Source organism: Rhizobium sp. Root1220, from assembly GCF_001426265.1.
Taxonomy (GTDB): Bacteria; Pseudomonadota; Alphaproteobacteria; order Rhizobiales; family Rhizobiaceae; genus Rhizobium.
Map to the genome: position 1 here is coordinate 13,511 of NZ_LMDG01000016.1, position 24,588 is coordinate 38,098.

24 protein-coding genes and 7 pseudogenes are annotated in these 24,588 nt (G+C 57.0%); 20 read left to right on the forward strand and 11 right to left on the reverse strand.

Translation table 11 applies throughout. The features are described from left to right. Nucleotides 1-56: 56 nt before the first annotated feature. From ASC90_RS13410 to ASC90_RS13435, 5 genes are all read right to left on the reverse strand, one after another. Entirely contained in the window at nucleotides 57-758 is a 702-nt protein-coding gene (locus ASC90_RS13410; RefSeq protein ID WP_056541039.1) for an IS6 family transposase, read from the reverse strand. Between the two features lie 447 nt (nucleotides 759-1,205). Then, nucleotides 1,206-1,352: a DUF1127 domain-containing protein gene (locus ASC90_RS28155; RefSeq protein WP_003551724.1), complete on the reverse strand. Its 147-nt coding sequence runs from the start codon at nucleotides 1,350-1,352 to the stop codon at nucleotides 1,206-1,208. A gap of 167 nt (nucleotides 1,353-1,519) precedes the next feature. Continuing rightward, complete coding sequence (locus ASC90_RS13420; protein WP_056541043.1) at nucleotides 1,520-2,500, reverse strand: 3'-5' exonuclease; 981 nt, start codon at nucleotides 2,498-2,500, stop codon at nucleotides 1,520-1,522. A gap of 592 nt (nucleotides 2,501-3,092) precedes the next feature. Then, entirely contained in the window at nucleotides 3,093-3,794 is a 702-nt protein-coding gene (locus ASC90_RS13430; RefSeq protein WP_156392922.1) for a hypothetical protein, read from the reverse strand. Next, the gene (locus ASC90_RS13435; RefSeq protein WP_056541052.1) at nucleotides 3,787-4,680 is read right to left on the reverse strand and encodes an ABC transporter substrate-binding protein; all 894 of its coding nucleotides are present in this window, start codon (nucleotides 4,678-4,680) and stop codon (nucleotides 3,787-3,789) included. Before ASC90_RS13435 ends, ASC90_RS13430 begins: the two co-directional genes overlap by 8 nt. A 437-nt stretch (nucleotides 4,681-5,117) precedes the next feature. Here ASC90_RS13435 and ASC90_RS29945 point away from each other — a divergent pair. The 7 genes and pseudogenes from ASC90_RS29945 to ASC90_RS29955 form a co-directional block, all read left to right on the forward strand. Then, nucleotides 5,118-5,505: pseudogene (locus tag ASC90_RS29945) on the forward strand (enoyl-CoA hydratase/isomerase family protein); the annotation flags it as partial. Between the two features lie 772 nt (nucleotides 5,506-6,277). Then, nucleotides 6,278-7,237, forward strand: a complete 960-nt coding sequence (locus ASC90_RS13445) for a helix-turn-helix domain-containing protein (protein WP_056541142.1) — start codon at nucleotides 6,278-6,280, stop codon at nucleotides 7,235-7,237. Nucleotides 7,238-7,581: 344 nt separating this feature from the next. After that, nucleotides 7,582-7,785: a hypothetical protein gene (locus ASC90_RS13450; protein ID WP_056541058.1), complete on the forward strand. Its 204-nt coding sequence runs from the start codon at nucleotides 7,582-7,584 to the stop codon at nucleotides 7,783-7,785. Between the two features lie 657 nt (nucleotides 7,786-8,442). Continuing rightward, a complete protein-coding gene (locus ASC90_RS29370; RefSeq protein ID WP_200950898.1) occupies nucleotides 8,443-8,619 on the forward strand; it encodes a hypothetical protein in 177 nt (58 codons plus the stop codon). Nucleotides 8,620-9,080: 461 nt separating this feature from the next. Continuing rightward, nucleotides 9,081-9,237: pseudogene (locus tag ASC90_RS29950) on the forward strand (entericidin). A 796-nt stretch (nucleotides 9,238-10,033) separates the two neighbouring features. Beyond that, nucleotides 10,034-10,261: a hypothetical protein gene (locus ASC90_RS13455; protein WP_056541061.1), complete on the forward strand. Its 228-nt coding sequence runs from the start codon at nucleotides 10,034-10,036 to the stop codon at nucleotides 10,259-10,261. A gap of 198 nt (nucleotides 10,262-10,459) precedes the next feature. Next, nucleotides 10,460-10,903, forward strand: coding sequence for a hypothetical protein (locus ASC90_RS29955; RefSeq protein WP_244480387.1), 444 nt, complete (start codon nucleotides 10,460-10,462; stop codon nucleotides 10,901-10,903). A gap of 638 nt (nucleotides 10,904-11,541) precedes the next feature. Here ASC90_RS29955 and ASC90_RS13475 read toward each other — a convergent pair. Continuing rightward, nucleotides 11,542-11,802 (reverse strand): DUF982 domain-containing protein, encoded by a 261-nt coding sequence (locus tag ASC90_RS13475; protein ID WP_162246971.1) that lies wholly within the window; start codon nucleotides 11,800-11,802, stop codon nucleotides 11,542-11,544. A gap of 693 nt (nucleotides 11,803-12,495) precedes the next feature. Here ASC90_RS13475 and ASC90_RS13480 point away from each other — a divergent pair. From ASC90_RS13480 to ASC90_RS13500, 5 genes are all read left to right on the forward strand, one after another. Then, complete coding sequence (locus ASC90_RS13480; RefSeq protein WP_056541072.1) at nucleotides 12,496-12,855, forward strand: hypothetical protein; 360 nt, start codon at nucleotides 12,496-12,498, stop codon at nucleotides 12,853-12,855. Nucleotides 12,856-12,871: 16 nt separating this feature from the next. Continuing rightward, nucleotides 12,872-13,318, forward strand: coding sequence for a pyridoxamine 5'-phosphate oxidase family protein (locus ASC90_RS13485; RefSeq protein WP_056541075.1), 447 nt, complete (start codon nucleotides 12,872-12,874; stop codon nucleotides 13,316-13,318). Between the two features lie 389 nt (nucleotides 13,319-13,707). Further along, entirely contained in the window at nucleotides 13,708-13,887 is a 180-nt protein-coding gene (locus tag ASC90_RS13490) for a hypothetical protein (RefSeq protein WP_056541078.1), read from the forward strand. A 79-nt stretch (nucleotides 13,888-13,966) separates the two neighbouring features. Next, nucleotides 13,967-14,305: a hypothetical protein gene (locus ASC90_RS13495; RefSeq protein ID WP_056541080.1), complete on the forward strand. Its 339-nt coding sequence runs from the start codon at nucleotides 13,967-13,969 to the stop codon at nucleotides 14,303-14,305. A 41-nt stretch (nucleotides 14,306-14,346) separates the two neighbouring features. After that, nucleotides 14,347-14,565, forward strand: coding sequence for a hypothetical protein (locus tag ASC90_RS13500; RefSeq protein ID WP_056541082.1), 219 nt, complete (start codon nucleotides 14,347-14,349; stop codon nucleotides 14,563-14,565). 45 nt (nucleotides 14,566-14,610) lie between these two features. Here the strand turns inward: ASC90_RS13500 and ASC90_RS13505 are convergent, their stop codons facing one another. Beyond that, nucleotides 14,611-14,877, reverse strand: a complete 267-nt coding sequence (locus ASC90_RS13505; protein ID WP_056541085.1) for a hypothetical protein — start codon at nucleotides 14,875-14,877, stop codon at nucleotides 14,611-14,613. A gap of 414 nt (nucleotides 14,878-15,291) precedes the next feature. Between ASC90_RS13505 and ASC90_RS29960 the strand changes: the two are divergent. Together ASC90_RS29960 and ASC90_RS13510 are read left to right on the forward strand one after the other, a co-directional pair. Beyond that, nucleotides 15,292-16,105: pseudogene (locus ASC90_RS29960) on the forward strand (PhnA-like protein); the annotation flags it as partial. 262 nt (nucleotides 16,106-16,367) lie between these two features. Then, entirely contained in the window at nucleotides 16,368-16,859 is a 492-nt protein-coding gene (locus ASC90_RS13510; protein ID WP_056541088.1) for a DUF892 family protein, read from the forward strand. 405 nt (nucleotides 16,860-17,264) lie between these two features. On the opposite strand, the gene ASC90_RS13515 is transcribed toward ASC90_RS13510, so the two are convergent. Beyond that, nucleotides 17,265-17,861: a sulfatase-like hydrolase/transferase gene (locus tag ASC90_RS13515; RefSeq protein ID WP_056541091.1), complete on the reverse strand. Its 597-nt coding sequence runs from the start codon at nucleotides 17,859-17,861 to the stop codon at nucleotides 17,265-17,267. A gap of 373 nt (nucleotides 17,862-18,234) precedes the next feature. Between ASC90_RS13515 and ASC90_RS13520 the strand changes: the two are divergent. Both ASC90_RS13520 and ASC90_RS13525 read left to right on the forward strand, forming a co-directional pair. Continuing rightward, nucleotides 18,235-18,506, forward strand: a pseudogene (locus tag ASC90_RS13520) (DUF982 domain-containing protein). A gap of 192 nt (nucleotides 18,507-18,698) precedes the next feature. Further along, complete coding sequence (locus ASC90_RS13525; protein WP_056541094.1) at nucleotides 18,699-20,003, forward strand: phenylacetate--CoA ligase family protein; 1,305 nt, start codon at nucleotides 18,699-18,701, stop codon at nucleotides 20,001-20,003. A 1,023-nt stretch (nucleotides 20,004-21,026) separates the two neighbouring features. Here ASC90_RS13525 and ASC90_RS13530 read toward each other — a convergent pair. Then, a complete protein-coding gene (locus ASC90_RS13530; protein WP_056541097.1) occupies nucleotides 21,027-21,386 on the reverse strand; it encodes a hypothetical protein in 360 nt (119 codons plus the stop codon). Nucleotides 21,387-21,529: 143 nt separating this feature from the next. Beyond that, the gene (locus ASC90_RS13535) at nucleotides 21,530-21,802 is read right to left on the reverse strand and encodes a hypothetical protein (RefSeq protein WP_056541101.1); all 273 of its coding nucleotides are present in this window, start codon (nucleotides 21,800-21,802) and stop codon (nucleotides 21,530-21,532) included. 889 nt (nucleotides 21,803-22,691) lie between these two features. On the opposite strand from ASC90_RS13535, the gene ASC90_RS13540 reads away from it, so the two are divergent. Beyond that, on the forward strand, nucleotides 22,692-22,913 hold the full coding sequence (locus ASC90_RS13540) for a hypothetical protein (protein ID WP_156392923.1): 222 nt from the start codon (nucleotides 22,692-22,694) through the stop codon (nucleotides 22,911-22,913). A gap of 468 nt (nucleotides 22,914-23,381) precedes the next feature. On the opposite strand, the pseudogene ASC90_RS28835 reads toward ASC90_RS13540, so the two are convergent. Next, nucleotides 23,382-23,519: pseudogene (locus ASC90_RS28835) on the reverse strand (IS3 family transposase); the annotation flags it as partial. 81 nt (nucleotides 23,520-23,600) lie between these two features. Here ASC90_RS28835 and ASC90_RS28840 point away from each other — a divergent pair. The 3 genes and pseudogenes from ASC90_RS28840 to ASC90_RS29965 all read left to right on the forward strand — a co-directional run. Then, a pseudogene (locus ASC90_RS28840) lies at nucleotides 23,601-23,757 on the forward strand (IS3 family transposase); the annotation flags it as partial. Nucleotides 23,758-23,807: 50 nt separating this feature from the next. Next, on the forward strand, nucleotides 23,808-24,008 hold the full coding sequence (locus ASC90_RS13545) for a type II toxin-antitoxin system VapB family antitoxin (RefSeq protein ID WP_056541107.1): 201 nt from the start codon (nucleotides 23,808-23,810) through the stop codon (nucleotides 24,006-24,008). Next, nucleotides 24,005-24,389 (forward strand): annotated as a pseudogene (locus ASC90_RS29965) (type II toxin-antitoxin system VapC family toxin). The gene ASC90_RS13545 and the pseudogene ASC90_RS29965 overlap by 4 nt, the downstream one beginning before the upstream one ends. Nucleotides 24,390-24,588 lie beyond the last annotated feature (199 nt).

Here is a 24,588-nt window from a genome sequence, read left to right on the forward strand (position 1 = left end):
CAGGGTGTTGTCACGTTAAGTTTCTCTGGCTGGAAAGGTCAGCGGCTCATGGATATTCAGGCGACACCGGCCGCAATTTTCCATGCATCGAAAGCTTCGAGCCGATGGTAGCGAATTGTTTGCGCGGCGCGGCGACGGGGCGGAACTGAAAAGCAATTGCGGGTCGCTGAGTGCATGGAGACGAACCGTTGCAACGGGCCTGGTGACCGGTGGCCTTGCATGGTTCGTTCCCGTTTTCGAAACGGCAGATGGCTGTTCTCGGCCCGATTATTGAGGCCCTTGTGCGACCAATGGTCAAGGCCGGGTGCCACTTCCGCCTTTGCTGCACCGTAGGAGCGGAGCTTATCGGTGATGATCCGTTTGGGAGCAAAGCCATAGCGCTTCATTAACGCCACCAGCAGGCGCTTTGCCGCCCTTTTATCACGCCGGTTCTGCAATATCTCTTCGAGAACGGTGCCATGCTGATCGACCGCACGCCAGAGCCAGAATTTCTCTCCAGCGCATTTCACGACAACTTCGTCCAGATACCAAATATCGCCGGGGCGCGCCTGCCGCCACCGCAAGTTGCGTGCGATCTGGGGTCCGAACTTGGCGATCCAGCGGCGGACTGTCTCATAGGATACGTCGATTCCATGCTCGAGCAGCATTTCCTCAACTTCACGCAGACTAAGGTTGAACCGCAGATAAAGCCAGACCGCGTGAGCCACGATCTGTGGCGGAAAACGGTGACGCTTGAAGCTGATATCTCGTGTCTGCATCGCCGAAATTTACGCCCAACCCGTCAGCCAGGCAACCGCAGCCCGGTTAACGTGACAATACCAAGGCTCTAGCTCTCAGCCTCTGATCAGCAAGTCCGCAAAACGAAAAAGCCTGCCGCGGGAGGAGGTGCGACAGGCTTTCCGAAAAGAACCGAACAACGGCTGGGAGGAGGAGTGCCGCTGTTCCGACAGACGCCCCTTGGGAGGAGGAGTGGGCCGTCTGAAATCGAAGCTCTGCGGGAGGAGGTGCATCACTTCGATGAAAACCAAGATAGCCATTCTCACCGCACATTAAATAGACTTTGCTGCAGTGCAGCTATGCATAAAATGCACGGTCTCTTCCTGATGAATGAAATCTCCAACTCAGGCCTTTGTGGCAGGCAGATACAAAAACGCCCGCGTCGTCAGCGGGCGTAATGTCAATCATGTAGGCTTGGAAACAGTCGCTTAGCGAGCGACCGACTGGCGAGCGACGCTGTGGATATCGGCGCGATTGATACCGAGGTCCTGCAGTTCGCGCGAGCTCATGCGGCCAAGTTCGGTAACGGTCTGACGGTACTTGCGCCAGTTGTTGAAGGAGCGTGCTACGTTCATGATGATCCCCTTTCGTGAGGTCTCTTGACGCCAGCAACCTTGCTTCGGTTCCAACGTCGTTTCGATGAATAGAATATAGGCTCTTGGATGCTCATCGATAAGACACAAGGTCTCAGGTCGGCCATGCGTTCAAAGCATGGGTCCGATAGAGGTGGGCTGAAGGGCTATCAGGCTCGGAACCGGTCGAAGGCGGTGAAGCGTTTGATTGGAGGATCGGCGTCCGGATAGCGGTAGATTTCGGCCCTGAGATAGCGGAGTTCATCATTGAGCGATTCTTCTCCAACCTCGATCCACCAGGATTTTGGACGGCCGTCGCTTCCGTCGGACCAGCGATAGCCTCGCGCCTTCAGGTGGTCCTTCATGTCGAAGGGACTGTTCTCGGCAAATATCCGGGCGCGCGATCTCTGGCTTGCTTCATAGAGCTCCGCGAAAGCGGTGGAAGCCGTTCCGTCCACCTCGCGATCCAGGACCTCCAGAAGTGCAAAGCAATCGTCGATCGCACGATGACCATCATGGAAGTAACCCGCCTGCCCGATGAGGTAGCCGAGCCTGGTGCCCTCATATCCGCGCGACGACCAGTCGATCTCTGAGTTGGAGCACGCCCAGGCCTTGCCGGAAAACAGGTGAGAAAATGCCTCGCAAAAGGGCCGGTCGAAACCGGCATTGTGGGCGATCAGCAGATCAGCCGGTTCAATCAGCGCCTCTAGCGCCGCCATGTCGATCGTTTGACCGGCGACCATGTCGTCGGTGATCCCGGTGAGCCTGGTGATCTCAGTGGGAATGGAAACGCTCGGCTGCTGAAGTCCACCGTAGATGCCGCTCACGTCACCGATACGACCTGTCCCATCGAAGGTGAAAGCGATCACGCCAATCTCGATGATCTCATCCTTGCGAGCATTGAGGCCGGTGGTCTCGGTGTCGAGAATGATGCCCTTGAGGGGGTACTCCGGGCGTGAGAATGCTGAGATTGCGCGCGGCGCGAGTTTCTGCAGGATCCGATATCGACCTGTCTCCGACAGATGACGGACCATGTCCTCTTCACTCATAGGGATGGCATGCTTTTCGACCTTGGTGGATTTGGAGGTGCCGCGCGTGACCATCGGATCGCGCGCAGCCTGCTCCGAAAACATGTCGAACTGTTCTGCCATTCCCGTTGTCAAAAGCCCCGCCGCCAATTTGCTTACGTCAAAACACGGCACGATCTGCAGATCAACCTTGTTGGTGGGATGCGACTTCAGCCAACTTAGCGCGCAAGGTTTACAATCGCGAAATTTCACGCAGTGACAGCACTTGGGTCGTTGCGCAGAAGCGATCAAAGCAGGAAAGGGTATACCAGCTGTAGCAGGAACTGCGAAAGCCGTTCGCCTCCCGCAAGACCGGCCAAAAGGGCTGCCGCAGGAGGGTCCGCATAGCGACGGCAACGCCGGGATCCGGGATCGACAGCCCCCGGCGCACGGGGCCGCTTCTCACATTCCAGAGCCGCCACCTTGCGTCCATGATCAAAATTGGAGGCAAAGAGATCCAGCCCTGCAGCGATGGACCAGATTTGCAGCATCCACCAGGCTCAGGGTCTGTTGGTTGGCGCTAAAAACGCTTGGTGCTGCATCGTCCGGCGCAGCGACCCGCAAACCGCAGAATGTGCTGTTGGCTGAGCATCTGGCGTGCGACGACAGATGCGCCTTCGTGGGCGTCAGAGTGCCCGCTACGCGATAGCCCCAGAGACCCAGCCCTAGGGGCTCATCAGTGGACGATGACAGCCTCGATCCCGATCGGAAGGCCGATCCTGATGAATTTATCGAACAACACCGTCTTCCGACATTGCCTGTCCATCATCGACGTGGCCGGCACGTTCTGCGGCGCGTTCTCCAGTACGCCCAGCCAGATCAGCGGGCGAACGAGATTATGTGCTATGAACCAACCTGCCTCGTGTCGGGGGCCAAGCGGTCCCCTCGCCGGGAAAAGCTCCGCCGGGAGTGCCCATTCGGTATAATCGCCAAGGGTCACCCATTCGGCCAACCGGGTCGAGACGATACCCAGCATATGCCTTAGATCCCAGAACAGGGCGGAAGCTTCGGGGGAAAGACTCTCCTGCAGCGGAGCGGCCAGCATCCATTCTGCGAGAATTGCCTGAAGGTCCCCGTGATTGCCGAGAACCGACCTGCCGCGCTTCGTGAGCAGGGCCCTGCCTTTGTAGTGGCGGATGATACGAAGGTCCTGCAGCGCCCAATGCAGAATGGAGAGCGGAGGGAAATCCGGTTCGTTGAGAACCCTGTTCACTGAATAGAGGATTTCCGGTTCATACCCCGGCCATTGAAATTCATGTGCGGCCCATTCGACACATTTCCTATGAAAAGCGCCCAAGGATTGCGTCAGCGGGATGCCGCCATTTTGCTCGACATAGCGGAGAAGCTTCATGCCATTGGTGGCAAGTGGGCTAGACACCCGCAACGGCTGCGGTCCTTGGCCTGATGACTTCGATCCTCGTTGTCCCTTTGAGGCGCTCGCGGTCACCCAGCGCGAGGTAGTCCCAGCGAATGAGGATCGGCGTGCGGCCGTCAGCAAGCGAGTTGGCAGAGCCAATGATGGGAACGAAATTTCCCTTCTGATAGAGATCGGCAAAGAACTTCAGACCCTGATCAGCGGCTTCCTCGACGTTGCCTGCTCCCGACAAGCCTGAGGCGAACACGCTCTGGATCGCTTGATTTGAAGATATGTTGCCGGCGAGGCCGACCGAGTTCCTATACTCCGGCGCTGCGAGATCCGCCCAATCCCGAGGGATCTTGGTGACGAGGTCAGCGTTGACCTCGAACGCAAGGGCTCCAGAAAAGCCGCCATACCAATACCCTTGTGCATCCTTGGCCGATTCCGGGATCGTGTCCCACGTTGACGCTTTGTACGGCTGCAACAAGCCGTCTTCCTTTGCCGATGAGGCGAAGGACATGCCAAGGTCGACTACGTCCGGTGTTTGGGGATCGGCCTTGCATCGCCCTGCCTTGATCGCCTCTATCTGGTCGGCTGTGCTGGCACCGGGCCGGAGTTCGTTGACTGTCAGACCGTATCTCGCCTTGAACCTGTCGATCACGGCACCGTATGCGCCCCAGTCGCGCGGTAACGCCATGACGTTAAGCTGGCCTTCAGCCTTGGCGGCAGCAACCAGGTCTTCCATCGCGTCGGCGGACGCTAGGGCGTCGCGAACCGACACGGCACCCGTTGATAGGGCGGCTCCAACGAGACCTGCTGCCTTAAGCGCATCACGGCGACTCATCGGTCGCTGACCAGCGGCAGGTTCAGCCTTCATTGTGTCTTCGTCTGTTGATCCATGTTTCATGGTTCTTTTCCTCCCTCGGCTTGCGTTCGATACAAGTTCCTGCGCGTGAAACGCAGCCAGGACGATTCAACCGTCGTCGCGCCCACCATCGGCGCCTGGATGATCGAAAGTTGGTTTCCGAAAAGGTCAACGATGCGGCGATCCGGCCAGCGCGTCATGCAGGCTCCATTTCTTCCGTGGCGGTTGAAGATCGGTACCTCCGCCCGACCGTTGCGTCTATTGCACCTTGGTGTGCTGCCGAAGGTACCGATCCGAAGGTATAGGAAACACCTTGGTACAATATCGGGGCCTGATTCTCGGCGCGATGGTCGTGGGAGAGCAGAAGACGGCGGTACCGGCAACAAGCTGCCGGCCGATGGGCGGCTTAACACTTGAAACCTGTAGCGACCGCCATCAGGCGGATGAAGCAAATCCGCATCGGCAGAACGGAGGCAGTCATGAAGTCCAGATCACCGACGGCCACAGGTGCCTTCGCCCTGTCGTCTAAGGCCCTCACTGCGGTGTCCCTGCTGTTGTTGCCGGCGTTCGCCCCTATCCGGCCAGACAAGGGTCGCCGAGAAGGTCGATCGCGCCCCGGAAGTCAAAGCAGCGCCAGGTCAGCAGCAGGCCCAGATAAGAGTCGAGAAGCGAATGCCGGCCTATTGGCGCGTGACCTGCGACAACCCTCCGTTTAACATCTTCGGTCCGGAGACGATCCGCCATATGAAGAAGGTCGTCTCTCAGATCGGGATGTATCCTGATCTCCGGGTCGTCGTCTTCGATAGCGCGGTTCCCGGCTCCTTCCTGACCCACGACAACTTCACGCCCCCGCTCTTGCCAGCGACATGCGATTGCCAGTCGTCCGAAAGCAATCCTGTCGCAGTGAGGTCGGTGCAGGCCTCGTACCAGGCGGCGGCCCGTCCCTGGCCGCCCGCGCAGTGCCACGGCAGGTCGCGCGGGCATCAGATAACCGATCGTCGAACCACGACAGAAACTGTTCCCTGCCGGAACTTGGATGACAATACCTGCAGCCTCCATGCTCGGTCCAGACGATTTCTATGATGTCGTCTTCGATCGCGCCGGAGACGGCGAGTAATCTTTCCTCGACCGAAAGAGCACCGTATTTCACGGAGTTCGTCGGAAGCTCGTGAATGACGAGGGCGAGGCCGGTGGCTGACTTCTCCCCGAGCCCCATGCGGGGACGGCCACGCGGATACGTCCGGCGAAGGCTTCGTCAGTTCTCGGTGGCAATCAAATTTATGTTGGTAGACTTCAACTCGCACGTCGGTTGTGTTTTTATAGACAAGTCTAGTCGACTTCGCGCTGAAGGCGTGAAAGGCTGGCCGGTTCGGGCGCGATAAGCTGAAATTATGCTCTAGGGGAGAACGGATTGACAGAAACTCCTAAGAAGGGCGACGCGCCTGCATCGTCCGCGGAGCCAAAGGGTAACGGGGCGGGAAGCGACACACGTCCGTCGCAGGCTGAACGCCGGCGGTGGCCGAGGCAGCCCGATGCCGATTCGGAGTCCGGCCTAACCCTGTCGCCGGCGCTGGAGCCGCTTCAGTTCTCAACACGGAATTTGGCACCTAGGGATCAGTTTGCCGCCTGGCAGGCATACATGAATCCCCTTCTGGACGTCAGGCTTCCCGACAACACCTCGGTCGAGGCGGGTTTCCCTGCGGATCACTCCGCCTGGAATCTTGGAAGCATGCTCATCGTTCAGCAGACCACGCCAGCCCACAGCTACGCGCGATCCGCGAACAAGCTCCGTGGGAAGGCTATCGACCACTGGCATCTCGTCGTGCTGCGCACGGGCCTCACTTGGACCGAGTGCGACGGGCACGTCTCAGAAGGAGCGCCGGGACGAGTGGAACTCCGGTCGTTGGGGTATCCGTTCCGTGGGCGGACGACCAGTTCGCAAAGCTTGTCATTCTATATGTGCCGGGACCTCTTGGACGATGCCTCCGCAATCAACGATACTAGGATCATCAGGACTTTTCACGGCAACTATACAAATCTGCTGATCGACTATTTCGACAGCATGGAAGCGAGACTGCCAAGCCTGCGTGCAGCTGATCTCTCGAAAGTCGTACGCGCAACACGCGACATGATCGCAACATGCGTGTCGTCGTCGGCTGAGCATAGTGGCGCAACCGAGGTAAAGAGCCACCTGGGCCTGATGCAGCGCTTACGCCGCCTTGTCCAACACCGTTTGAGTTCAACGGAACTTACACCCGACAGCTTGAGCAAGGAGCTTGGTATTTCGCGTACCCGGTTGTACCAGCTCCTCGAGCCGAGTGGTGGGGTGCTGCACTACATTCAAAGACGCCGCCTCTTGTCAGCGCACGCAATGCTGAGCAACCCGGCAAATCGACAGCAAATCGTCGAAATTGCTACGGATGTCGGGTTTGTTTCTGCCGCCCATTTTAGCAAAGCCTTCAGCAGGGAATTTGGTTACAGCCCGCGTGAGGCCCGGAATCTCGGCGGTTCCCGGCATTTTGGCGCCATGTATCCGCCAACACAAACAGCGGCGAGTGCTCCGTCGTTCGAAGACTGGATAAACTTACTTGGCCACTGAATGAGGGTCAGACGGTAAAACTGGCTCGCTGATGGCAGCGCCCACTATCGCGATAGCCCCCAACGGCGCTCCCCGGCTGCAGGTATGCACGCTGCGGCAATTTCCCGGATGCGGGTCTAACGACAAACCGGGCCGGAGGCATTAACACAGGAAAACGCCGCTCGTGAAACTCCAAGGATCAGGGGAGGTGGGCGCTGATAAACCGCAAATCTCGAAGGACAACGAAACCGTCGCTTGATGGCGATGGCGGACCTAATGCATGTCCATGACTGTCAATTGAAAAACGGCGTTCACGACTTGGCATTGCCCGTGCGTTGGCCATTTCCCGAAAAGGAGGAGTTAGAATGATTGATACCCAAGATGCTCAGCGTACGGACCGCAAACCGTTCGGTCCACACTGCCGGAAGGAAGTCGAAGAAGCGATGTTCGAGATGATCCAGCGGCTGCAGCAGCGCGGTTTGGCGCCGGCGGAGATTGCCCTGACTCTCGCGGATGCAGCCGAAGACTATGTGATGCTTCTCGCTAACAAAGCTTCTGGCGCGCACTAGTGTAGGCCACTCAGGTTGCAGGGCCGATTGGGCAACATCAAAGAAGTCACTGGCGCTCCTTGATTCGCTTGGGTTCCCCTTCCCTTACCAAGATGGGGAGACGGTGCGATCAGTGCGCGTGTCCTAGGCTGTCCTGGGCACACTCAGGTCAGTTCTTCGTGCTAGCCGACATCGCCCGACGGCCTTAGCGCGGCACCCTTCCTTCTGGCTCTCGTGGACTGATACCGGTTCCATTGGACGCAGACCGCATCTCAACCAAGTAGCACTTCCCTATGCCTTCTGATGAAGCACAGATCTGCCGAATAATTCGCATGTTTCCTACCGATAAGACAGCCTATACGGACTTTGCGTTCAAAAAGGTCATGGCTGCGGAAAATGAGAGCAAGGATGAGAAATCCAGTGCCGGTTGCAGGCGATTGAGCCTAGCGGCGGCGAGTAGGGTCAGGAGCCATTGGGAAGCCGCATAGCAAGCCGGTAGACGATCAGGTGTGGAAAAGATCTCCGCGTCTGACAGTGGTGGTCACGCCTTGACGTGATTGAACCGGCGTTTGCTAGTCGTGTTTTCAGTAGCCCCCTGATATATTACCGACCGCTGAGTATGAGCTGTCGGGCATCATCTTCAGAGTAGAGAAATCTCGGACCGGACTGGAGAGCTTGATGGGTTGGAAAACACCGAAGATTGAATACGTGAATGGTTATAAGATTGTCGAAGTTGATGGGCCTACATTCAAGGTCTACGACGGTGACCGGCAGCTCGGGGATGATTTCCCCTATCCCGGCGAGGCTGCTGCTTACGCAACCGCTTTGCCAAAACGCGATCACCCACGTAGGTAGGCGAGTAGCCGCGAAAAATGTTTGCCGTTCTCGAGCTTCGCACCTCCAGAATTGAGAACCGCAAGCGACGGTACTTTGACTTGGTTGCGCCGATGGTCTTCTGCGCGGGTGCCGAAATCGCGTCCTGTGCCGGCGCTGGAGACGTCAATAGCAGCCCAGCAACCACAGTGAGTAAGCACGTTCCAGAAATTCTAGGCCCGGCGCAGCCAGCCACACGCCGGGTTTTTTTATGGCAAAGCTTCCGTTTTCCGTCTGGAACCTTTTCCCCCAGCGGCCGGCCTGCCGATCTTAGTAGCGGAACATCTTCGCTGCTCATTAGTTCGCTACATGCAACGCAGCTCTGAAGAACGTTGCGCGATCACTGCTATCGCCGTCAACCGCCAGTCAGAAATGCCCGGTGCATCCATCTCCCCGGGCTTTTCGTTTACGAAAATTCCGTAGGTCATCAAAGGATATTGAAAATGAAAATCGTTTCGGCAGTGGCGACCGCATGCATGATCATGTTGACACTCGCATCCTGTGCAAACACGCATTAAAGGCGTCGGTCGAGATACCGCAAATACCGTCAACGCAACTCAAAACGCGGGCAATCGCATGGGCAATGCTGTAGCGAACTAGTAAAAACCGGCCGCATTCGCGCGGCCGACCCGGCGTTGGGTGTTACCCGTTAATCGGCCCGGCAGGGTCATCGGGCTGGTGGTGGGGGCATCATAGATCAAGCATGACGCCTTCCGCCCTAGTCGCCAAGTTGGGAGCTTGGCGCATTCGGTGGAGCACCTGGACAGATTCGAACTGGCGTCATCCTCTACGGCTCATGGGCTAGAAGTCCCGCCGATACAGGGGCGAAACTTGTCAGTCGGCGCTTCGATTGCAATCGAGGGTCGCCTCGATGTACTGTGTTACGCGGATCAGCAGGCTTGATGAATGTGCTTCGCCGTATATTTCGGTGTTAATCGACATTCAACGCAAATAGAACGCCAGACGCCTCCCCAATGACTTATTCAGGTCGCAGAGTCTCGTCATCGGAAGCTTGTATACCGGGCGCCTCCGCAGAGGGCCGAACCCTCGCCCCAATCAAAGGAGGACTTATGTCTTCCGTTCCAAGTAGTCACCACGGTAAAAAGCGGACAACACTCCAGCGCGTCCTCAAGCGAGCGAATTACGTGACTGCTGACATGGAAACAGTTGAAGGCGACGCCTCTCACGACGAGTCCATACTCATACGTAGAATTCATGCCGGGACCATTCCTGCCAAGAACTACCCTGCTTCGAAACGACGTCGGCGCAACGCTGATCCCGTGGCATTAGCCACATGGGAGAACGAGGGTGGCGCAATTCATCAGCCAAACAAGAAGCGCGGCTGAGCGGCGCCAACGGGATCTGGCGACAAGGGTTGCCAGCATGGAGATTGATAATGGCAAATCTCGAATTGACGAAGGTTGAGGAGCGTCCCGGTGGACAGCTCCTATTCAATATTCGGGCGACGGTGAACGCGGGCGAGATGGTATTCCCGATTGCAATCAAGAGCCAAGGATCAGCATCCTTGAATGAAACGATGGTTCTTCATTCCGCACTTGAATTTGCCGAAGAATTAGAGAGTGCGATTAGGCTTCGTCTCGGAGTAGAACAGCCGGAAATTTAGCAACGTGTCCTATGACCGAAGGCGATCTACGACACTGTCAGTCATATCTAGCAGCAGCTTTCTGGCTGCCGGCACGGTGGGGCGCCTCACCTCGCCATCTCAGGCTTCCATCGACGTCAATGAGAACGAGACTGTTCAGTATAAGGAACATCTCATCAACGATGCACCTCCAGGCGTGGGTGGGCAATGGATACCCGCGTGAACGTCGCTGCAATCAACTCCGTGCTCAAGATCCTGTGTCGGGAGAATGGGATCGAGCGAGATAGAAAAGCAGTGATGCAGGTCTCCGTCCTACTGTTGTCGCTCTGGAAGCAGGGCGTGCACGATCAATCCGAGCTTGAGCGCGTTGCTCGTGAGAAGTGGTTAGAGGCGATGTCGATTGAATCTACTAGGCTAGTCATGAATAGCATTGCCGACCTACTGGCGTCAGCTAGAACCGTTCACGATCGCTATCGTACCGGGCGCATGGAGCGGGAGACTGTCAGGGAATGGGCAATGAGGCTTGGCTCCTACCCTGCTCCTCACTGCGATCGAGTGAAGGAAGCGGCTGACTGGTTCCGTTCAAACAGCAAGGAGGAGGCTGTGCCTGACGAAACAAGACTTTCCGATCTGAAACGGCTAGCCGCAATATTTGCGGCTTGACCACCGACGCAACCGGGATGAAACGATCTCCCCGCGTCGATGCGCGCGCGTAAGATCGAGCGAGATCGGGCGGCAGCGATTAGACAGGAAAAATGTCGCGAATTAGCCATCGCGCACTTAATGAAAACTAATGTGCTCCGAACGAAATAAAGCGCAAGTGAATCGCGCCGGGAACAAATCAAATGACTCCGTCCGAATACCGGGCGACGCTTGCTGTCATCGGAATGACGGCAAGCGTCGTTCAACAACTTTTTGACGTCGACGAATTTGCGAGCCGCAAGGGGGCGACGGGCGACTTGCCCGTTCCGGCGCCTATCGCATTGAGCTTGTGGCTCATGGCAGCCCACCGCCAAGCCTGGCCTAACGCTATCGCAACCACCGGCGCCGGTTCTCGGAAGTTACTATGATGCAACGCAGCCCTGAAGAACGTTGCGCGATCACTGGTATCGCCCTCAACCGCCAGTCAGAAAGGCCCGGTGCATCGATTTCGCCGGGCTCTTTCGATCCTGGCCTTGCTCCAATCCGGAACATCTTTCGATGACGCTGGTTTCGATAGCGCGACCCTGACAGGCCGATCGTCATCGGGATCCATCACCGCTGTCGAGAGCCCGGTAAGACCCTCCTCGCCGGGCTCGCATCTACGCCAAGACACCAGCTTCGATGCTGGCGGCGACAAATTTTTCTCGAGAAATAATGGGGGCGGCGCTCCTGTAGATTGCGTCAAGGCAAGCCTCCCGCGCTAGGAAATATTGTGCTCCCCGAAGCGGTGGCCAACGTTTTTGCAGGCAAACCAGCGCTGCATCCGGTCCCGGGATCCGCTCACATATTGCATCGCGGATGCACACATGCACGGCGCGTTTCCATGCCAATCCAAATTTGACCTTGATTATCTTACTCATTATTGCCTCCAACACCGTCAACATTCTGCGAGAGGAAAGGTTCCTATCTGTTTGACGGCTGGCGCTGCTTGTGTCGGCGCAGGTGTGTCGGCGCCGGGTACAGTGGAAACCTGGTTCGGGGCTCATTAAATCGCGTTACATCATCGAACTGCAGGTATATTGTACGTTGTCGGCAGCCACTGAAACGGGCGTTGTCGCTTGGGAGCACAATGCTCTTGCCCCGACATGGGGAGATAATTTGTTGTCCCTTCCAAGACTTGATCATAACGGAACGTTCTCACCAGACGATCTGGCCGCTTTGAGAGCGGAATTCGACGCATGGTGCGAGATAGACCCTGATGACAGCACCCTTCAGGTGACGGCGTGGCCCTGTGACTATGCTTTCCATGTAGGGAAACCGTTCTCATCACCACAGCATCTGCGTCTCTCGGTTCACCCGTCCAAGGCCACGTTCGCCAGAAGGGGAGAGGGCGAGGCAGTGCGTTCCTGGTTAAAGACTATCTCGAAGCCAGCACCCGCGATCACTGAAACATGCCGAACCGACAATTTCCAAACCTGCGTGGCCTAGCTCAACCGCGACCGGTCAGGTGGTCCAGCTTCGATGATGATCGACGATATAAGCCCCATGACCCGTCCACGCGCAGCAGACACCTGCCGACCGACAGGACCAGTCAGTGTCACGAGGAGTATGCGATGTACAATGCCAAACGCGACGGTTACGGGAACGGCGCAAACCTTGCGGTTCCTTCGATGGGCGAGATCGAGGGTCGGATAACGGTACTGGAGGTCGTCGCAGCGACCTCTCTGAGCCTGCTTATGAAAGCCGGAGACAAGCACGCCGCGCAGCAAGCGCTCTCAGCCATTCGCAGCGCCATGCGGTCAAAATGCGAGGAGATCAAGCTCTCGCCAGCTGACGCGGATTCTGCGATCGCTTATGCACAGGAGCTTTTCGACGCAACATTGAACAACATGGAAAACAATGTAGCCCAGGCAACCCGTCCGCTCTTGACAAAGCGCGGGGGGAGCGCGCCGCTCTATTCCCGTGTTCCATAGCTAGGAGGCCACGACTATGGCCGTCAGAGAAATGACCGAGCGGGAGAGCCGAGAACTCCTGGCACAAGGCAATGTCGGGCATCTTGCCTGTGTTCACGATAACCATCCTTACGTTGTGCCCGTTCATTATGCTTTCGATGCGGAAAAGCTCTATGTCTTTTCCCTGACCGGGCAAAAGATAGATTGGCTGCGCAGCAATCCGAATGCATGCTTGCAGGTTGAGGCAAGCGGCGAACATCACCGATGGAAGAGCGTTGTCGCTGAGGGCACATACCACGAACTTCCCGATACCCCCCAGTGGCACAATGAGCGTCTCTATGCCTGGTCCCTTTTGCAGAAACGTTCGTTTTGGTGGGAGCCAGGCTCTTCCAAACCGGGAGCCGGTTCGGACGAACCCGAAGTGCCGATTTTCTTCAGCATTTCGATCGACAAGCTATCCGGGAGGGAACTCGTTGCAGCGTGATATGGCCGCAAACGCGGCCATTTGGAGCGCGGTTGATGGTGAGGCATTTGTCGCAGTGAGCATCGACACCACTCGGATGCGCCCAGGATCGGGAGAGAAGCGCAGTTGTTGCCCCCGACAGAAGGGGCCGATGCTTTTAGCATGCGCTGTTTTAACTGGATGGATACGGGACTCTAAATATTTTAGTTGTGATTGAATTATTTTAATTTCTCTCCAAGTCGTTGTAAGGTGACGTGTCAAATTGCTTGACGCTCAAAGATCCGGTTGGTGTACATCGGCTCGTGGAGCGCAGGTTAGGAAACTGTCAACCCTGACGGTTTCGACGCGCTCTTCGAACGATGACCGCAGTTCGAACCGATTGATCTACTCGACTTCAAAAGGAAATAATCATGATCGAATTCAAGCCATCCGATCGCAACAGCGAGCGCACGGCGGAAATTGAACGGCAGTTGAAGAAACTCGACGTCGAGATGGCATCGCCGAACATCAAAGAAGCCAAGCACGCGGAACTCAATGTTCTATATCGGCAACTATGCGCCGAGCGGGATGTCCTCGCTCCCCGACATTAATTACGGGCGGCGCGACGTCGGCTTTGCCAACTTTCGTCGTCGCGCGGGAGAGCCTCAACCTAGTAAGGGATTGCCTCGCGTGTCTGACACACCAAAGTATATAACGAGCGATCAATTGCAACTGGTCCAGCAGGTCCTTACAGATGGCGGATACAGCGCCCAGGTCTGGACGGCCTCTCCACCCAACGTCGCCGCGCAAACGCTAATCACGCTCATTCAGGACGGGATGTCTGATCCAATTGATCTAGCCCGTGAACTTGAGTTGCGTTTTGGTCAAGCGAAAAAAGGGTCAGCCGCCTTGCAACGAGCGGTGAACCAGCTGGCCGATCGCGGAATATTCGTCCAAACAGCTTCAGAAGGGACCATTTCTAGTCGTGGAACAAACGAAAGCGGCATGTCCCGAGACGGCACAACGTAAGTTTCGCAGAATAGAGGCCTGCAGTCTAAACGGTTTCGTAGATGCCCTATGAAGACGGAATGCTACTTCTCTTTGATGTGCTGGAAAAAACGATGGTAGTTAGTTTCCGGGATACGATCAAAATGATCGGTCCTTTTGAAGATCAGCGTAGCGCTATCGAAGCAGGTGATAAAGATTGCCGTGACCGAGGTTGGGCGAACGATGAAGAGCTTTTTCAAGCTCAGATGCCCGCATCGGCAGCGGAGGGGAGTGGCATGTGATCTGAAGCGCAAACCTGACGTTGCAGTTTCAGTGTCTTCTTGGGATCAGTCGGCGTATGGCATCACGATACGACGTCGGCAATCGACGGCGGCCCCCGCAGAATGAGGACCGAAAGCCGCGTCAAGTTCGGCTTTCAGTGCCAATGGGTCTCGCATTCCGCGTCGAAAGAGGCCAATCAACAGTTTGGCCGCATAGTTGAAATCGGTCGGCGAGCTGATCATGACATCGCCGGTATATCCGGCATCGGCGAGCACTTGTTGAACGATGGCGAGTTCTTCGGAATTTAGCCGAGGCGGAGGCACGGAAGACATCGAAGTCCTCCTTTCGGTCGGGGCAAGGGTGTGATGGCCCATAGTCGGAAGCGCCCGTGTAAAAATGCTTCCAGAAGAGCGGACTGTGCTCTCGTCGTACCATTTGTCAATGGACAAACCGCTGCCCCTCCATGGCAAAGGTGTCCCATGCCGCCTCAGTCATCACACAGATATGGCATTCCGTTCTCCGCCACGGTTGTCTGGTAATAAACCGGAACCATTTGTCGTCGGCGTTGTTGTCAATGCCAACCTTTCACAAAGCTGGCAAGTTGCCGCCTCAAACCAAGCTATCTCTACCGAATAGGAAAGCGCCATTACTTCGATCGTTCACTCGGCAATGTTCAGAAGCGATCTCGCGCGTCCAGGAATTCACACAGCTGGCTGTTTTCCGCAGCCCGCGAAAGGACTAGATCCATGTCTCAGACACCAACCCTGCATGCAGAAGCGGTTGCATACGAAACAACAGAAGCCGCCGGTTCCACAGCGACTGCAGCACTCAACAAAATCTCGTGGGGAGCGATTTTTGCGTGAGTCGCTCTCGCCCTTGCCACCCAGTTCCTCCTCAATCTTCTTGGCGTTGGAATTGGCGCGGCCGTTCTCGATCCTGCCACCACTGACAACCCCACAGCCTCCTCGTTCTCCATCATCGGCGGACTTTGGTTCGTTGTAGCGGGCATAGTGGCTTCGTTTATAGGGGCTTACGTCGCCAGCCGTCTTTCCGGCCGTCCAAGTGAAACAACGGGCGGCTTTCATGGCATCACATCCTGGGCGGTGACGACACTCGTTGTGCTCTACCTCCTCACCACATCGGTTGGTGCGCTTGTGGGAGGCGCGTTCAGCGGTCTCGCAAGCGTCGTCGGCAGCGACAGGCGACGGCGCTGTGTCAGCGGCTGCCCCAGCGCTCGCTTCTTCCAACCCTATGGCCGCAATGGAAAGCCAAATTCGAGACAGCAGCGGCGGCACGGACCCGCAAGCTCTACAGGCGGCGGCAGTCTCGGCGATGAGAGCTGTCACAACCGGTGATCAGTCGAAGATCGCGGAGGCAAAGGCCAGCGCCAAGCTCGGGCGAAGGTCGATGAATACGAGGCCAGTTATCGCGACACCGTCGAGGCTGCAAAGCAGCAGGCGCTTAACGCCGCACAGACCACCGCCACCATCGTATCGAGAGGTGCGTTACTTGGCTTCCTCGCTCTTGTCCTCGGTGTCGTTGCTGCCTGGTTCGGCGGCGNCAAGCTCGGGCGAAGGTCGATGAATACGAGGCCAGTTATCGCGACACCGTCGAGGCTGCAAAGCAGCAGGCGCTTAACGCCGCACAGACCACCGCCACCATCGTATCGAGAGGTGCGTTATTTGGCTTCCTCGCTCTTKTCCTCGGTGTCGTTGCTGCCTGGTTCGGCGGCGTGGCYGGAWCGAAGCCCGTCACTGTCGTCCAGGAATACGCCCTTGGCCGGAAACTCTAACCACTCAAATTTACAAAAAGGAACTTGACCATGACAGAACCAAAAAACCTCAACGATCTGCTMTACGAAACGCTGAARGACATCTATTTCGCAGARAAGCAGATTTTGAGCGCTTTGSCSAAGATGGCSGAGGCCGCGCAGTCACCCGATCTCATGCAGGCATTCCAAACCCACGAGGRCCAAACCGAGACCCACATCGAACGCCTAGAGCAGGTGTTTGAATTGATCGGCAAGCCTGCGCAGCAARAGACGTGCAACGCCATCCTCGGGATCATCGAGGAAGGCAAGGAAGTTATGGAAGAATTCAGGGGAACAGATGCTCTYGATCCGGGCCTTCTCGCGGGGGCGCAGGCCGTGGAACACTATGAGATCAGCCGTTACGGCACCATGGTCACCTGGGCGAAAACCCTTGGCCTTGATGACGTTGCTGAKCTTCTCGCARYGACCCTGRACGAGGAGGAGACAACRGACGAACTGCTCTCYGARWTRGCCGAGACCACGGTCAACGCAAAAGCTGCCTGAGCAGCCAGGCGTGCGTCGCCCGGCGACGCACGCCTTCGAAAGAAACTGAGCCCGAGCGCAGACCCCAAAGTTTCAGGCCCGATGCTTTTCATGGACCGGACTGCTGACACTAAGGGTGGCTCGCTCGACAGCTCGGCGACGCGTTTATGTTTGATCCTCATTGCAGATCCTGCCCNCGTCGCCCGGCGACGCACGCCTTCGAAAGAAACTGAGCCCGAGCGCAGACCCCAAAGTTTCAGGCCCGATGCTTTTCATGGACCGGACTGCTGACACTTACGTCACCGCCGCAGTAAAGAAACGAGTACTGATAGATGCCTTATGAAGATGGAATGCAGCTGGTTTTTGATCTCGTCGAGCGTACGGTTGTCGTCAGTTTTCGCGATGATCTTAAGATGCTCGGCCCATTCACAAGCCAGAAGGCAGCATGTCGAATGGTCCTGCCGGGTTCTGCTCCCACGCAGGCGTATTGTGGTTCTTGCCGAACCACGCGGTGGCATAGCCGTTCAGCCGCAGCGTTTGGGCGATCGTGCCAGCGCTCTTCGGCATGATGCCGGTGTAGCCGTCGTAACCGTCGGTGATCTCGCTGATGACACCGAAGCCGGACGAATGGTGGTTGCGCCCGGTGAGGAATGCGGCACGCGTCGGCGAGCACAGCGCGGTCGTGTGGAACTCGTTGAACCTCAGTCCTTCGGCCGCCAGCCTGTCCGCCGTTGGCGACGGCATGCCGCCGCCGCCGAAGGTGCTGAACTGGCCAAACCCGGCGTCGTCGAGCAGGATGACAACGACGTTCGGTGCGCCCTTTGGCGGACGGACGGACTGCAGGAATTGTGGAGGATCGGAATCTCTGAAGGTCCTGCCAACTTCACCTTGGAAGCGTGGCTCGGTCATCGGCAGCACGACTGGCGCTTTGGGAGTGGCCGTGCACGAAGACCCGCTGGCATCAAGGCGGTAGCCGACAACAGGAGGGTTGCTAGCAGGGTTCCGGCTTTCAGTTTCACACATCAGTGCTCCGGTTCGCTATCAAGCGAATGGATCCGAACCGAAGCAAGTACGCAACAGTAAATGTCACGTCGATTTACAGATCGACACCGTTCTGAGGTATCGATAAAGTCGCACTGATAGCTTCAACCGGAAACGCGATGTCCGCCATGGCGCATTCTTGCCGGTGTTAGGGGCTTAAAGTTCGGAGACGAACCTCAACATGCTACCCCGCAGGCGTCGGCCGCATGCAACAGCCCAATGCTTTCCAGGGCGCTCCGAGAAAATCTCGTCGAGCGCCTTTTTTTGTTTTCAGTGCGCGTAGATTTCAATTCAAAATTTAAGCCGGTCAATGGGAATATGCGTAGAGATATCGGGGTGTCTCGGGAGTTTTACAATGGATTGGAGTTCACGCTCGGCTTTTGCACCGGCAAGTTATTGCGCGAGAACAGTGCGCGGCGCGTTGTGAGCACCCTGCGTGACGCGGCCGTTGTGCTTTTGCACGATTGGCCTGATGACGACGGTGAGGAATACGTTGTTGCCGTCAAGGCTTGCGTAGACGCCATAACGGGCACAATCACGATCGAAGCTTTCCGGCAGGCATTCCTAAAGGCTGCGTTGGAGGCGCGCATTGCGACCTTCTCCGTCGTTACGGGAAGTGCTGCCTGAAGAGTCGGGATACTGGCCTGCGCTAGCGACTCTTCATGACATCGATGCTGGAAATGCTAGAATGGCTTCCTCAGAAACGAGAGCTGTGGGTTTGCGATGTCGCCGGTATAGCAGCCTTCCACATTGGACGCAGATATTCTCCGAGGGCATTCGGCAAAGATTGTCGAGCGCAGTTCTTGGCCGAGAGACAGATTGCTTGCGTTCCAGAGCGACCGACTGAAAGCAACACTGCGGCATGCCGCGACGTCGTCCCTCTACTATAGGGGCTCCATCGGCGACCTCGTTTCCCGCGATGCTTCCCTCGAAGGTTTTCCCGTCCTCACTAAGCGTATGCTGATGCAGAACTTCGATAGGATCGTCACGGACGTGCGTTTAAGCCGTAGACTGGTTGAGGACCATCTGAGCGGAGACGATCCTGGCTCTCCGTTGCTCGGAGAGTATCGGGTGGCGGCCACGGGCGGTACGACCGGAGAGAAAGGCCTGGCGGTCTTCGGCGGACCTGCCTGGCTAGACGCCATCGCCAACACCCTGCGATTTCAAACGATAGTCGGGATTGACGAGACGACCAGAAGCATAGCGATCTTCGCATCGTCTCCCGTCCACATCTCCCACCGCATCGGGGCCGAGCTACGCGCCTTCCGGCCACCAGCGCCCAAGTTGAACGTCCTGATGCCGATCGAAGATATCGTGGAGACCCTCAACAAACACCAACCCGAGGTCATTTCCACCTACCCTTCCTTTGTGCGCGTGCTGGCGAAAGAACAGGCTGCCGGTCGCCTCCGGATCAGGCCAAGGTTTGTCCGGACCAGCGCGGAAACGCTGACAGCAGATGTCAAGGAGATTGTCACAGCAGCGTGGGGAGCTACAGCCGCGAACAGCTACACCTGTACCGAAGCGGGGGCGATGGGCCACGAATGTCTTTTCGCATCCGGGCTCCATTTGGCGGAAGATGCCTTCCTGTTCGAAGTGGTCGATGGCGACAACCGTCGAGTTCCGAACGGCACCGCCGGGGCGAAGCTGCTTGTCACGACCCTCACCAATCGTGCACTGCCGCTGGTTCGATACGAAATATCGGACATCGTTACCCTGGCCACGGAACCATGTGGATGCGGCCTGCCCTTTTGGCGCATTGCCGCCATCGACGGGCATCGGGAAGAGGTCCTCGAGTTCTTGGGCCGCCGAGGCGAAACGATCGCAGTCCATGCGCATCGTCTCCGTTCACCGCTAACTGGCGCTAAAGGTGTCCGGCAATTCCAGTTTCGCCAGCTGTCCGATGGACTCGAGATTACAATCTCGGTATTTCCGGAATTCGACCGCGAAACCGTTGCGTCCGAGGTGGAGATCGCAGTGCGCTCGACACTGGAGGCGGTTGGCGCGAGACCCGAACGCGTTGCCGTTCGCACGGTTTATCTGATCGGGCGCTCAGGGTCTGGTGCGAAGGAAAAGCTGGTGATCCGAGAAAACGAACCCGGCGAACACTTACATCCGGAAACATGACTGCAGTCCAGCGCCGGCTTGATTCGTCCCGGAGCGTCCCTGCCCGCCCACGCCATGACACCCAGCGCGAACAACGCAATCCCCGTGATTGGGGCGACCGCCGGACCAGCGCCGATAGGGCCTCGCCCAGTAGCAATTGCGCAACTCTGTTGGGGAGGAGCATCAGTGCGATGCCAGTCAGGGCTTCGATCAATGCCGTTATCCTGAACAGCAACGTTAGCGGCGGAGCTGCGGCCAAGGCCTATTAGGCAAGGCTCAATCGACCGCACGCGCACCTCGCCGGTTCACCAGCGCTTGTGCCGTGTCGATCAACTTCATGATATCGGTGGCCTTCTCTCTCACACCAACGGGCTTGCCGCCTTCAGACGTCGTTGAAAGATAGATTTTCGTGCGTCTGCTTGACTGACGGCGACAATGTGATCGATGTTAATGTGTACGGGCAGCTCAGTCTTAGCCCACGTCGCTTGTATAAAGGCCATTTGTTCCTCCGGTGACTTCAATATTTCAGTAGCGCAGAGTCATCGAACCACGGCAAGCCCGGACACGGGATGTAACTCACGCACCGAGGTATTTTGTCGCAATTCGGCTTTTGCTCTCTAGTTGCTTGCTTCAAGGAAGGAGCATCGACTTGGAAAATCTTAGAGAGTTTGCATCCAGCACGAATGGTGATCGTTGGTTTTTGGGCCTCGACGACATATCAAGCACAGAGGTGGTCGTTCACCGTGGTAACCCGTCTTCGGGTGGTCATGAAACGACCACTGGGGTGAATTCATTCTTGAACCAGCGTCCATTTGGGCCGGAACGTGAGGCTTTGGTTGCGTTGCTTGCGGACCGGAGCGACCCCAAAAGCGGGGAGGGGACACCCGCCAAACCGGATTGACTCAGGCCGGTCCCTGCGGTGCTGACCACTCCGCACGTTGAGACAAGGCGCCTAATGCAGAGCTGGACTTTCCCTAGGCGGCTAAGAAGCGTCGCGGCTTATGCATGCTAGAAATGGTCTCGACCAGCCACCTAGGCTTCGTGTCATTGGAACATGGGAATAGAGTGGCGCGTTCCCCCGCGCTTGGTCAAAAGCGGACCGGTAGTCGGTGCTACACTGTCATCCATGTTCTCCAATGTTGCGTCGAAAAGCTCCTGTGCATAAGCGATCGCAGAATCCGCGTCAGCTGGCGAGAGCTTGATCTCCTCGCATTTTGACCGCATGGCGCGGCGAATGGCTGAGAGCGCTTGCTGCGCGGCGTGCTTGTCTCCGGCTTTCATAAGCAGGCTCAGAGAGGTCGCTGCGACGACCTCCAGTGCCGTTATCCCACCCTCGATCTCGCCCATCGAAGGAACCGCAAGGTTTGCGCCGTTCCCGTAACCGTCGCGTTTGGCATTGTACATCGCATACTCCTCGTGACACTCGACTGGTCCTGTCGGTCGGCAGGCGTCTGCTGCGCGGACGGGTCTTGGGGCTTATATCGATCATCATCGAAGCTGGACCACCTGACCGGTCGCGGCCGTCTTTTCGCGTTTTTCGAATGCGTTCATGACGAACGTCTCCCTGCAGAATTCGCCGTCGACAGCAGGTGCTGGAGAAGACCAGGATCGATCCTGATGATCCGCCGCTCACGGCTGCCGGCGGCAATCGACGGCAGACAGATAAATGTTGCCACACGCCGATGAGACGGTCGGGATAGGTCGTTTGGCTCCTCGTCCTGCACGATCTTGTAGTCGCCTGCAGGATGCATTTCATCGAGGTCGGGCAAAGTGAAGGGGGCCGAGAAATGAACGATGGTGTTCATGATGCGCGTTGACATGGCGACAGACTCCAAGTGAAGGCGGGGAACCGCCACACCGGTACAAGCCTTCATCCGACCGGTGGTATCGGGTATAGCCAATCGGATTTGGGAGGATGGCGGTCAAGGGGACCAGACACCAAACGAGCCATGTGGCCAAATGACGATTGGGTTACTCAACGTTCAAATTAAGTCAGAAAGGGGACATAAATAGAAAATAGATATAAAACTACAATTTATCGTAAGCACTCAGAGAATAATATTTAAATACTCCCAAATAAAATGGTTATACAAATAATACTTTTGGAAGAAAATACTTCTTTGTGTTATTGTAGGTCTGCGTAATATTGTGCGTTTTCATTCAGATTGGATATGGACATGCGAGACATGACCCGGCTTCGTCCCGGCCTATGGGAAGCGGCATGCGGCGCGGCCGCACTTGCGACCGTCGGCTCACATGGGGCGGATGGGTGACCAATGGTAGTGCTCAAAAAGCCGCGGGGATCGAGCGAAGCTCGGCCATCGCGGGTGCACTGACGCCCTATTGCCTCGAGAGGGCCAGATCCGGCTTCGGCAGAGATCCTGGCCGCACTCAAAGCAGCCGGCACCTACGGGCGTAGTGACGTTGTCAAGAAGGCCGGCTGGGCAACGCCGCTTGGCAGTACCGAGCCAAATGCCGACCTTGCACAGGCATGCCAGATTGCGCTTGGAAGCGCGGGCTAATTTCAGCGGAGCCTGAATGAAAGGAGCTTTGCCATGAGTACAAAACTATCTAGTAGCGATCAGTCAAACAGAGATCGACGGATAACCGATGCTCAAGGATAACCTCACCAAACCGGCCTCTTTCAGCAGAGGAAGGAATGCTAGCGCTAACGAAAACCGCCCGATAGGGATCCCATCGGCTGAGGAAATGATCGCTCAGGCTGCAGACGCTCGCGCCACGCTGCGCAGCGGACATGGCGCACTAGGGAATGTCGCTGCCAAGGTTCAGTTGCCAACCGAAGAGCTTGGTGGCTTTGAGGTGGGAAGCAAGGCCCCACTTCTCGAAAGGCTCCCCTCGATGAGGGAGCTTGAACTGGCGCGCGATAATCACGACAGGAAGGTTGCCCGCAAAAAAGACGATCGGCGATAGTTCAACCGCGCGCTTCGCTTGGAACCCTTTGTTTGCCGCGCGGAGGGCGGCTCAGGAAGGCATATTTTGGAGACGAGTACGATGGCTGACCCTGATCGCTATTCCGGGAGACCGCCGAAGCACAGTCGCGGCGTATGGATACTGGTTGTTATGGTAGCAGCCCTAGCGCTGCTTGCGGGATGGTTTTCTGGATTTTGGGGCTGAACTGGTTCAGATTGCCATGGGCGCGCTTTTGTCCGGACGCTGGGACAACCACCTCAAACAATTCTTCGCAATTCCAGATCTGCGATTTGTCCCGCGTCGCGTAAACGTCACACGGACGAGCGCAGGAGCGTAGTAGGTGGGTCTGACATAAGGGCCTTGCTGCCAACGCTATTCTTAGAGCCGCTTCCCATGGTTCGCACCGGTGCGATGGACGTTGCCGGGCGGCTGCGAGACGCAACTCGACCACACCAGCTGAGGCACGGGCCGGTTAACCCGGTCAAGCGGGCTCGGAGCCGTCTTGTCCGAGAATTCCGTGCGGATCGGCTTTCCTCGAATGTTACCTTGCAGGCTCATCGACCTCATAAGCCTGGCGACAGCGCAGCGGGCAACATCGAAGCCTTTCTCGGGAGCGTCGGCGACAGCTACGGCAAGCCCTCGCCGCAACGATACGGTCTCTACAGGCCGAGGTCCTCCATGGGCGCGGGCCCATGGAGGAACGTCGAAGGTGGAATTCGCCACTTTGGAATGGGTCCATTGGTTCAACCACCTACGCCTCCTGAAGACCATCGGAGACATACCGCCAGCCGAAGCCGAAGAACGGTACCGAATCGAACCCGCCTCTCGTCGCTATCAGTCGTAGATTTAAGCACCAAATGGTGCCAATCATACAACAAGGCGCGGGAGCTAGATATGCGATCTACCATAAATCTTGACGACAACCTCATGGAGCGGGCCAAGTCGCTGACCGGCACGAAGGAAACGGCGGCTCTTGTCCGTCTCGCGCTGGAGACGCTTGTGCGCGTTGAATCTGGCAAGCGGCTGATCGCTCTTGGCGGCTCTATGCCCCATGCCGAGGCAGCCCCTCGCCGGCGGAGCGAAGTGTCCAAGTGATCATTGTCGATACCTCAATCTGGATCAACCATTTTCGATACAGTGACGCCGACCTAAGAAAAATCATCGAGGATGATCGTCTGCTCTGCCACCCTTTTGTCGTTGGCGAATTGGCTTTGGGTAGTCTGCGAGATCGAGAGATGCGGTTATTGCGTTTCTCGCATCTCAACGCGAAGCCGCAACGCAACACATGCAGAGGTAATGACTGTCATTGAGCGCCACTCAATATTCAGTATGGGGATTGGTTACACTGATGCACACCTCCTGACGTCAACACTCCTAGACCGGCGATCCAGCTTGTGGACGCGAGATAAGCGCCTAGTGGCCGCAGCACAAAAGGTCGGTGCGTCGGTTTATCTAGCTGCACAAATCCCTAACTAGAATCGAAGCGACGCACGCCCTCAGCGTTTGTCGTTCTGCTCCTGAAGGGGACCAAACTGATGACTCGGTTGTTGCATTGTTGATCCGTGAGATGTGTAGGCGGTCCCGTGTGGCTTCGAGTGAACGGCCAACGCTGGGCGGAAATGCACTGGCGCTACCGCCCCTGCTATGCCTCGGCCGGGCCAGACCGGTGTTGTAT

Bases quoted from the DNA above. Each gene is read 5' to 3' on its own strand.
- ASC90_RS13410 (WP_056541039.1), bottom strand. From the start codon at position 758: ATGCAGACACGAGATATCAGCTTCAAGCGTCACCGTTTTCCGCCACAG.
- ASC90_RS28155 (WP_003551724.1), bottom strand. From the start codon at position 1,352: ATGAACGTAGCACGCTCCTTCAACAACTGGCGCAAGTACCGTCAGACC.
- ASC90_RS13420 (WP_056541043.1), bottom strand. From the start codon at position 2,500: ATGGCAGAACAGTTCGACATGTTTTCGGAGCAGGCTGCGCGCGATCCG.
- ASC90_RS13435 (WP_056541052.1), bottom strand. From the start codon at position 4,680: ATGAAACATGGATCAACAGACGAAGACACAATGAAGGCTGAACCTGCC.
- ASC90_RS13445 (WP_056541142.1), top strand. From the start codon at position 6,278: ATGAATCCCCTTCTGGACGTCAGGCTTCCCGACAACACCTCGGTCGAG.
- ASC90_RS13450 (WP_056541058.1), top strand. From the start codon at position 7,582: ATGATTGATACCCAAGATGCTCAGCGTACGGACCGCAAACCGTTCGGT.
- ASC90_RS29370 (WP_200950898.1), top strand. From the start codon at position 8,443: ATGGGTTGGAAAACACCGAAGATTGAATACGTGAATGGTTATAAGATT.
- ASC90_RS13455 (WP_056541061.1), top strand. From the start codon at position 10,034: ATGGCAAATCTCGAATTGACGAAGGTTGAGGAGCGTCCCGGTGGACAG.
- ASC90_RS13475 (WP_162246971.1), bottom strand. From the start codon at position 11,802: ATGAGTAAGATAATCAAGGTCAAATTTGGATTGGCATGGAAACGCGCC.
- ASC90_RS13480 (WP_056541072.1), top strand. From the start codon at position 12,496: ATGTACAATGCCAAACGCGACGGTTACGGGAACGGCGCAAACCTTGCG.
- ASC90_RS13485 (WP_056541075.1), top strand. From the start codon at position 12,872: ATGGCCGTCAGAGAAATGACCGAGCGGGAGAGCCGAGAACTCCTGGCA.
- ASC90_RS13490 (WP_056541078.1), top strand. From the start codon at position 13,708: ATGATCGAATTCAAGCCATCCGATCGCAACAGCGAGCGCACGGCGGAA.
- ASC90_RS13500 (WP_056541082.1), top strand. From the start codon at position 14,347: ATGCCCTATGAAGACGGAATGCTACTTCTCTTTGATGTGCTGGAAAAA.
- ASC90_RS13505 (WP_056541085.1), bottom strand. From the start codon at position 14,877: ATGTCTTCCGTGCCTCCGCCTCGGCTAAATTCCGAAGAACTCGCCATC.
- ASC90_RS13515 (WP_056541091.1), bottom strand. From the start codon at position 17,861: ATGTGTGAAACTGAAAGCCGGAACCCTGCTAGCAACCCTCCTGTTGTC.
- ASC90_RS13530 (WP_056541097.1), bottom strand. From the start codon at position 21,386: ATGTACAATGCCAAACGCGACGGTTACGGGAACGGCGCAAACCTTGCG.
- ASC90_RS13535 (WP_056541101.1), bottom strand. From the start codon at position 21,802: ATGTCAACGCGCATCATGAACACCATCGTTCATTTCTCGGCCCCCTTC.
- ASC90_RS13540 (WP_156392923.1), top strand. From the start codon at position 22,692: ATGATCGCTCAGGCTGCAGACGCTCGCGCCACGCTGCGCAGCGGACAT.
- ASC90_RS13545 (WP_056541107.1), top strand. From the start codon at position 23,808: ATGCGATCTACCATAAATCTTGACGACAACCTCATGGAGCGGGCCAAG.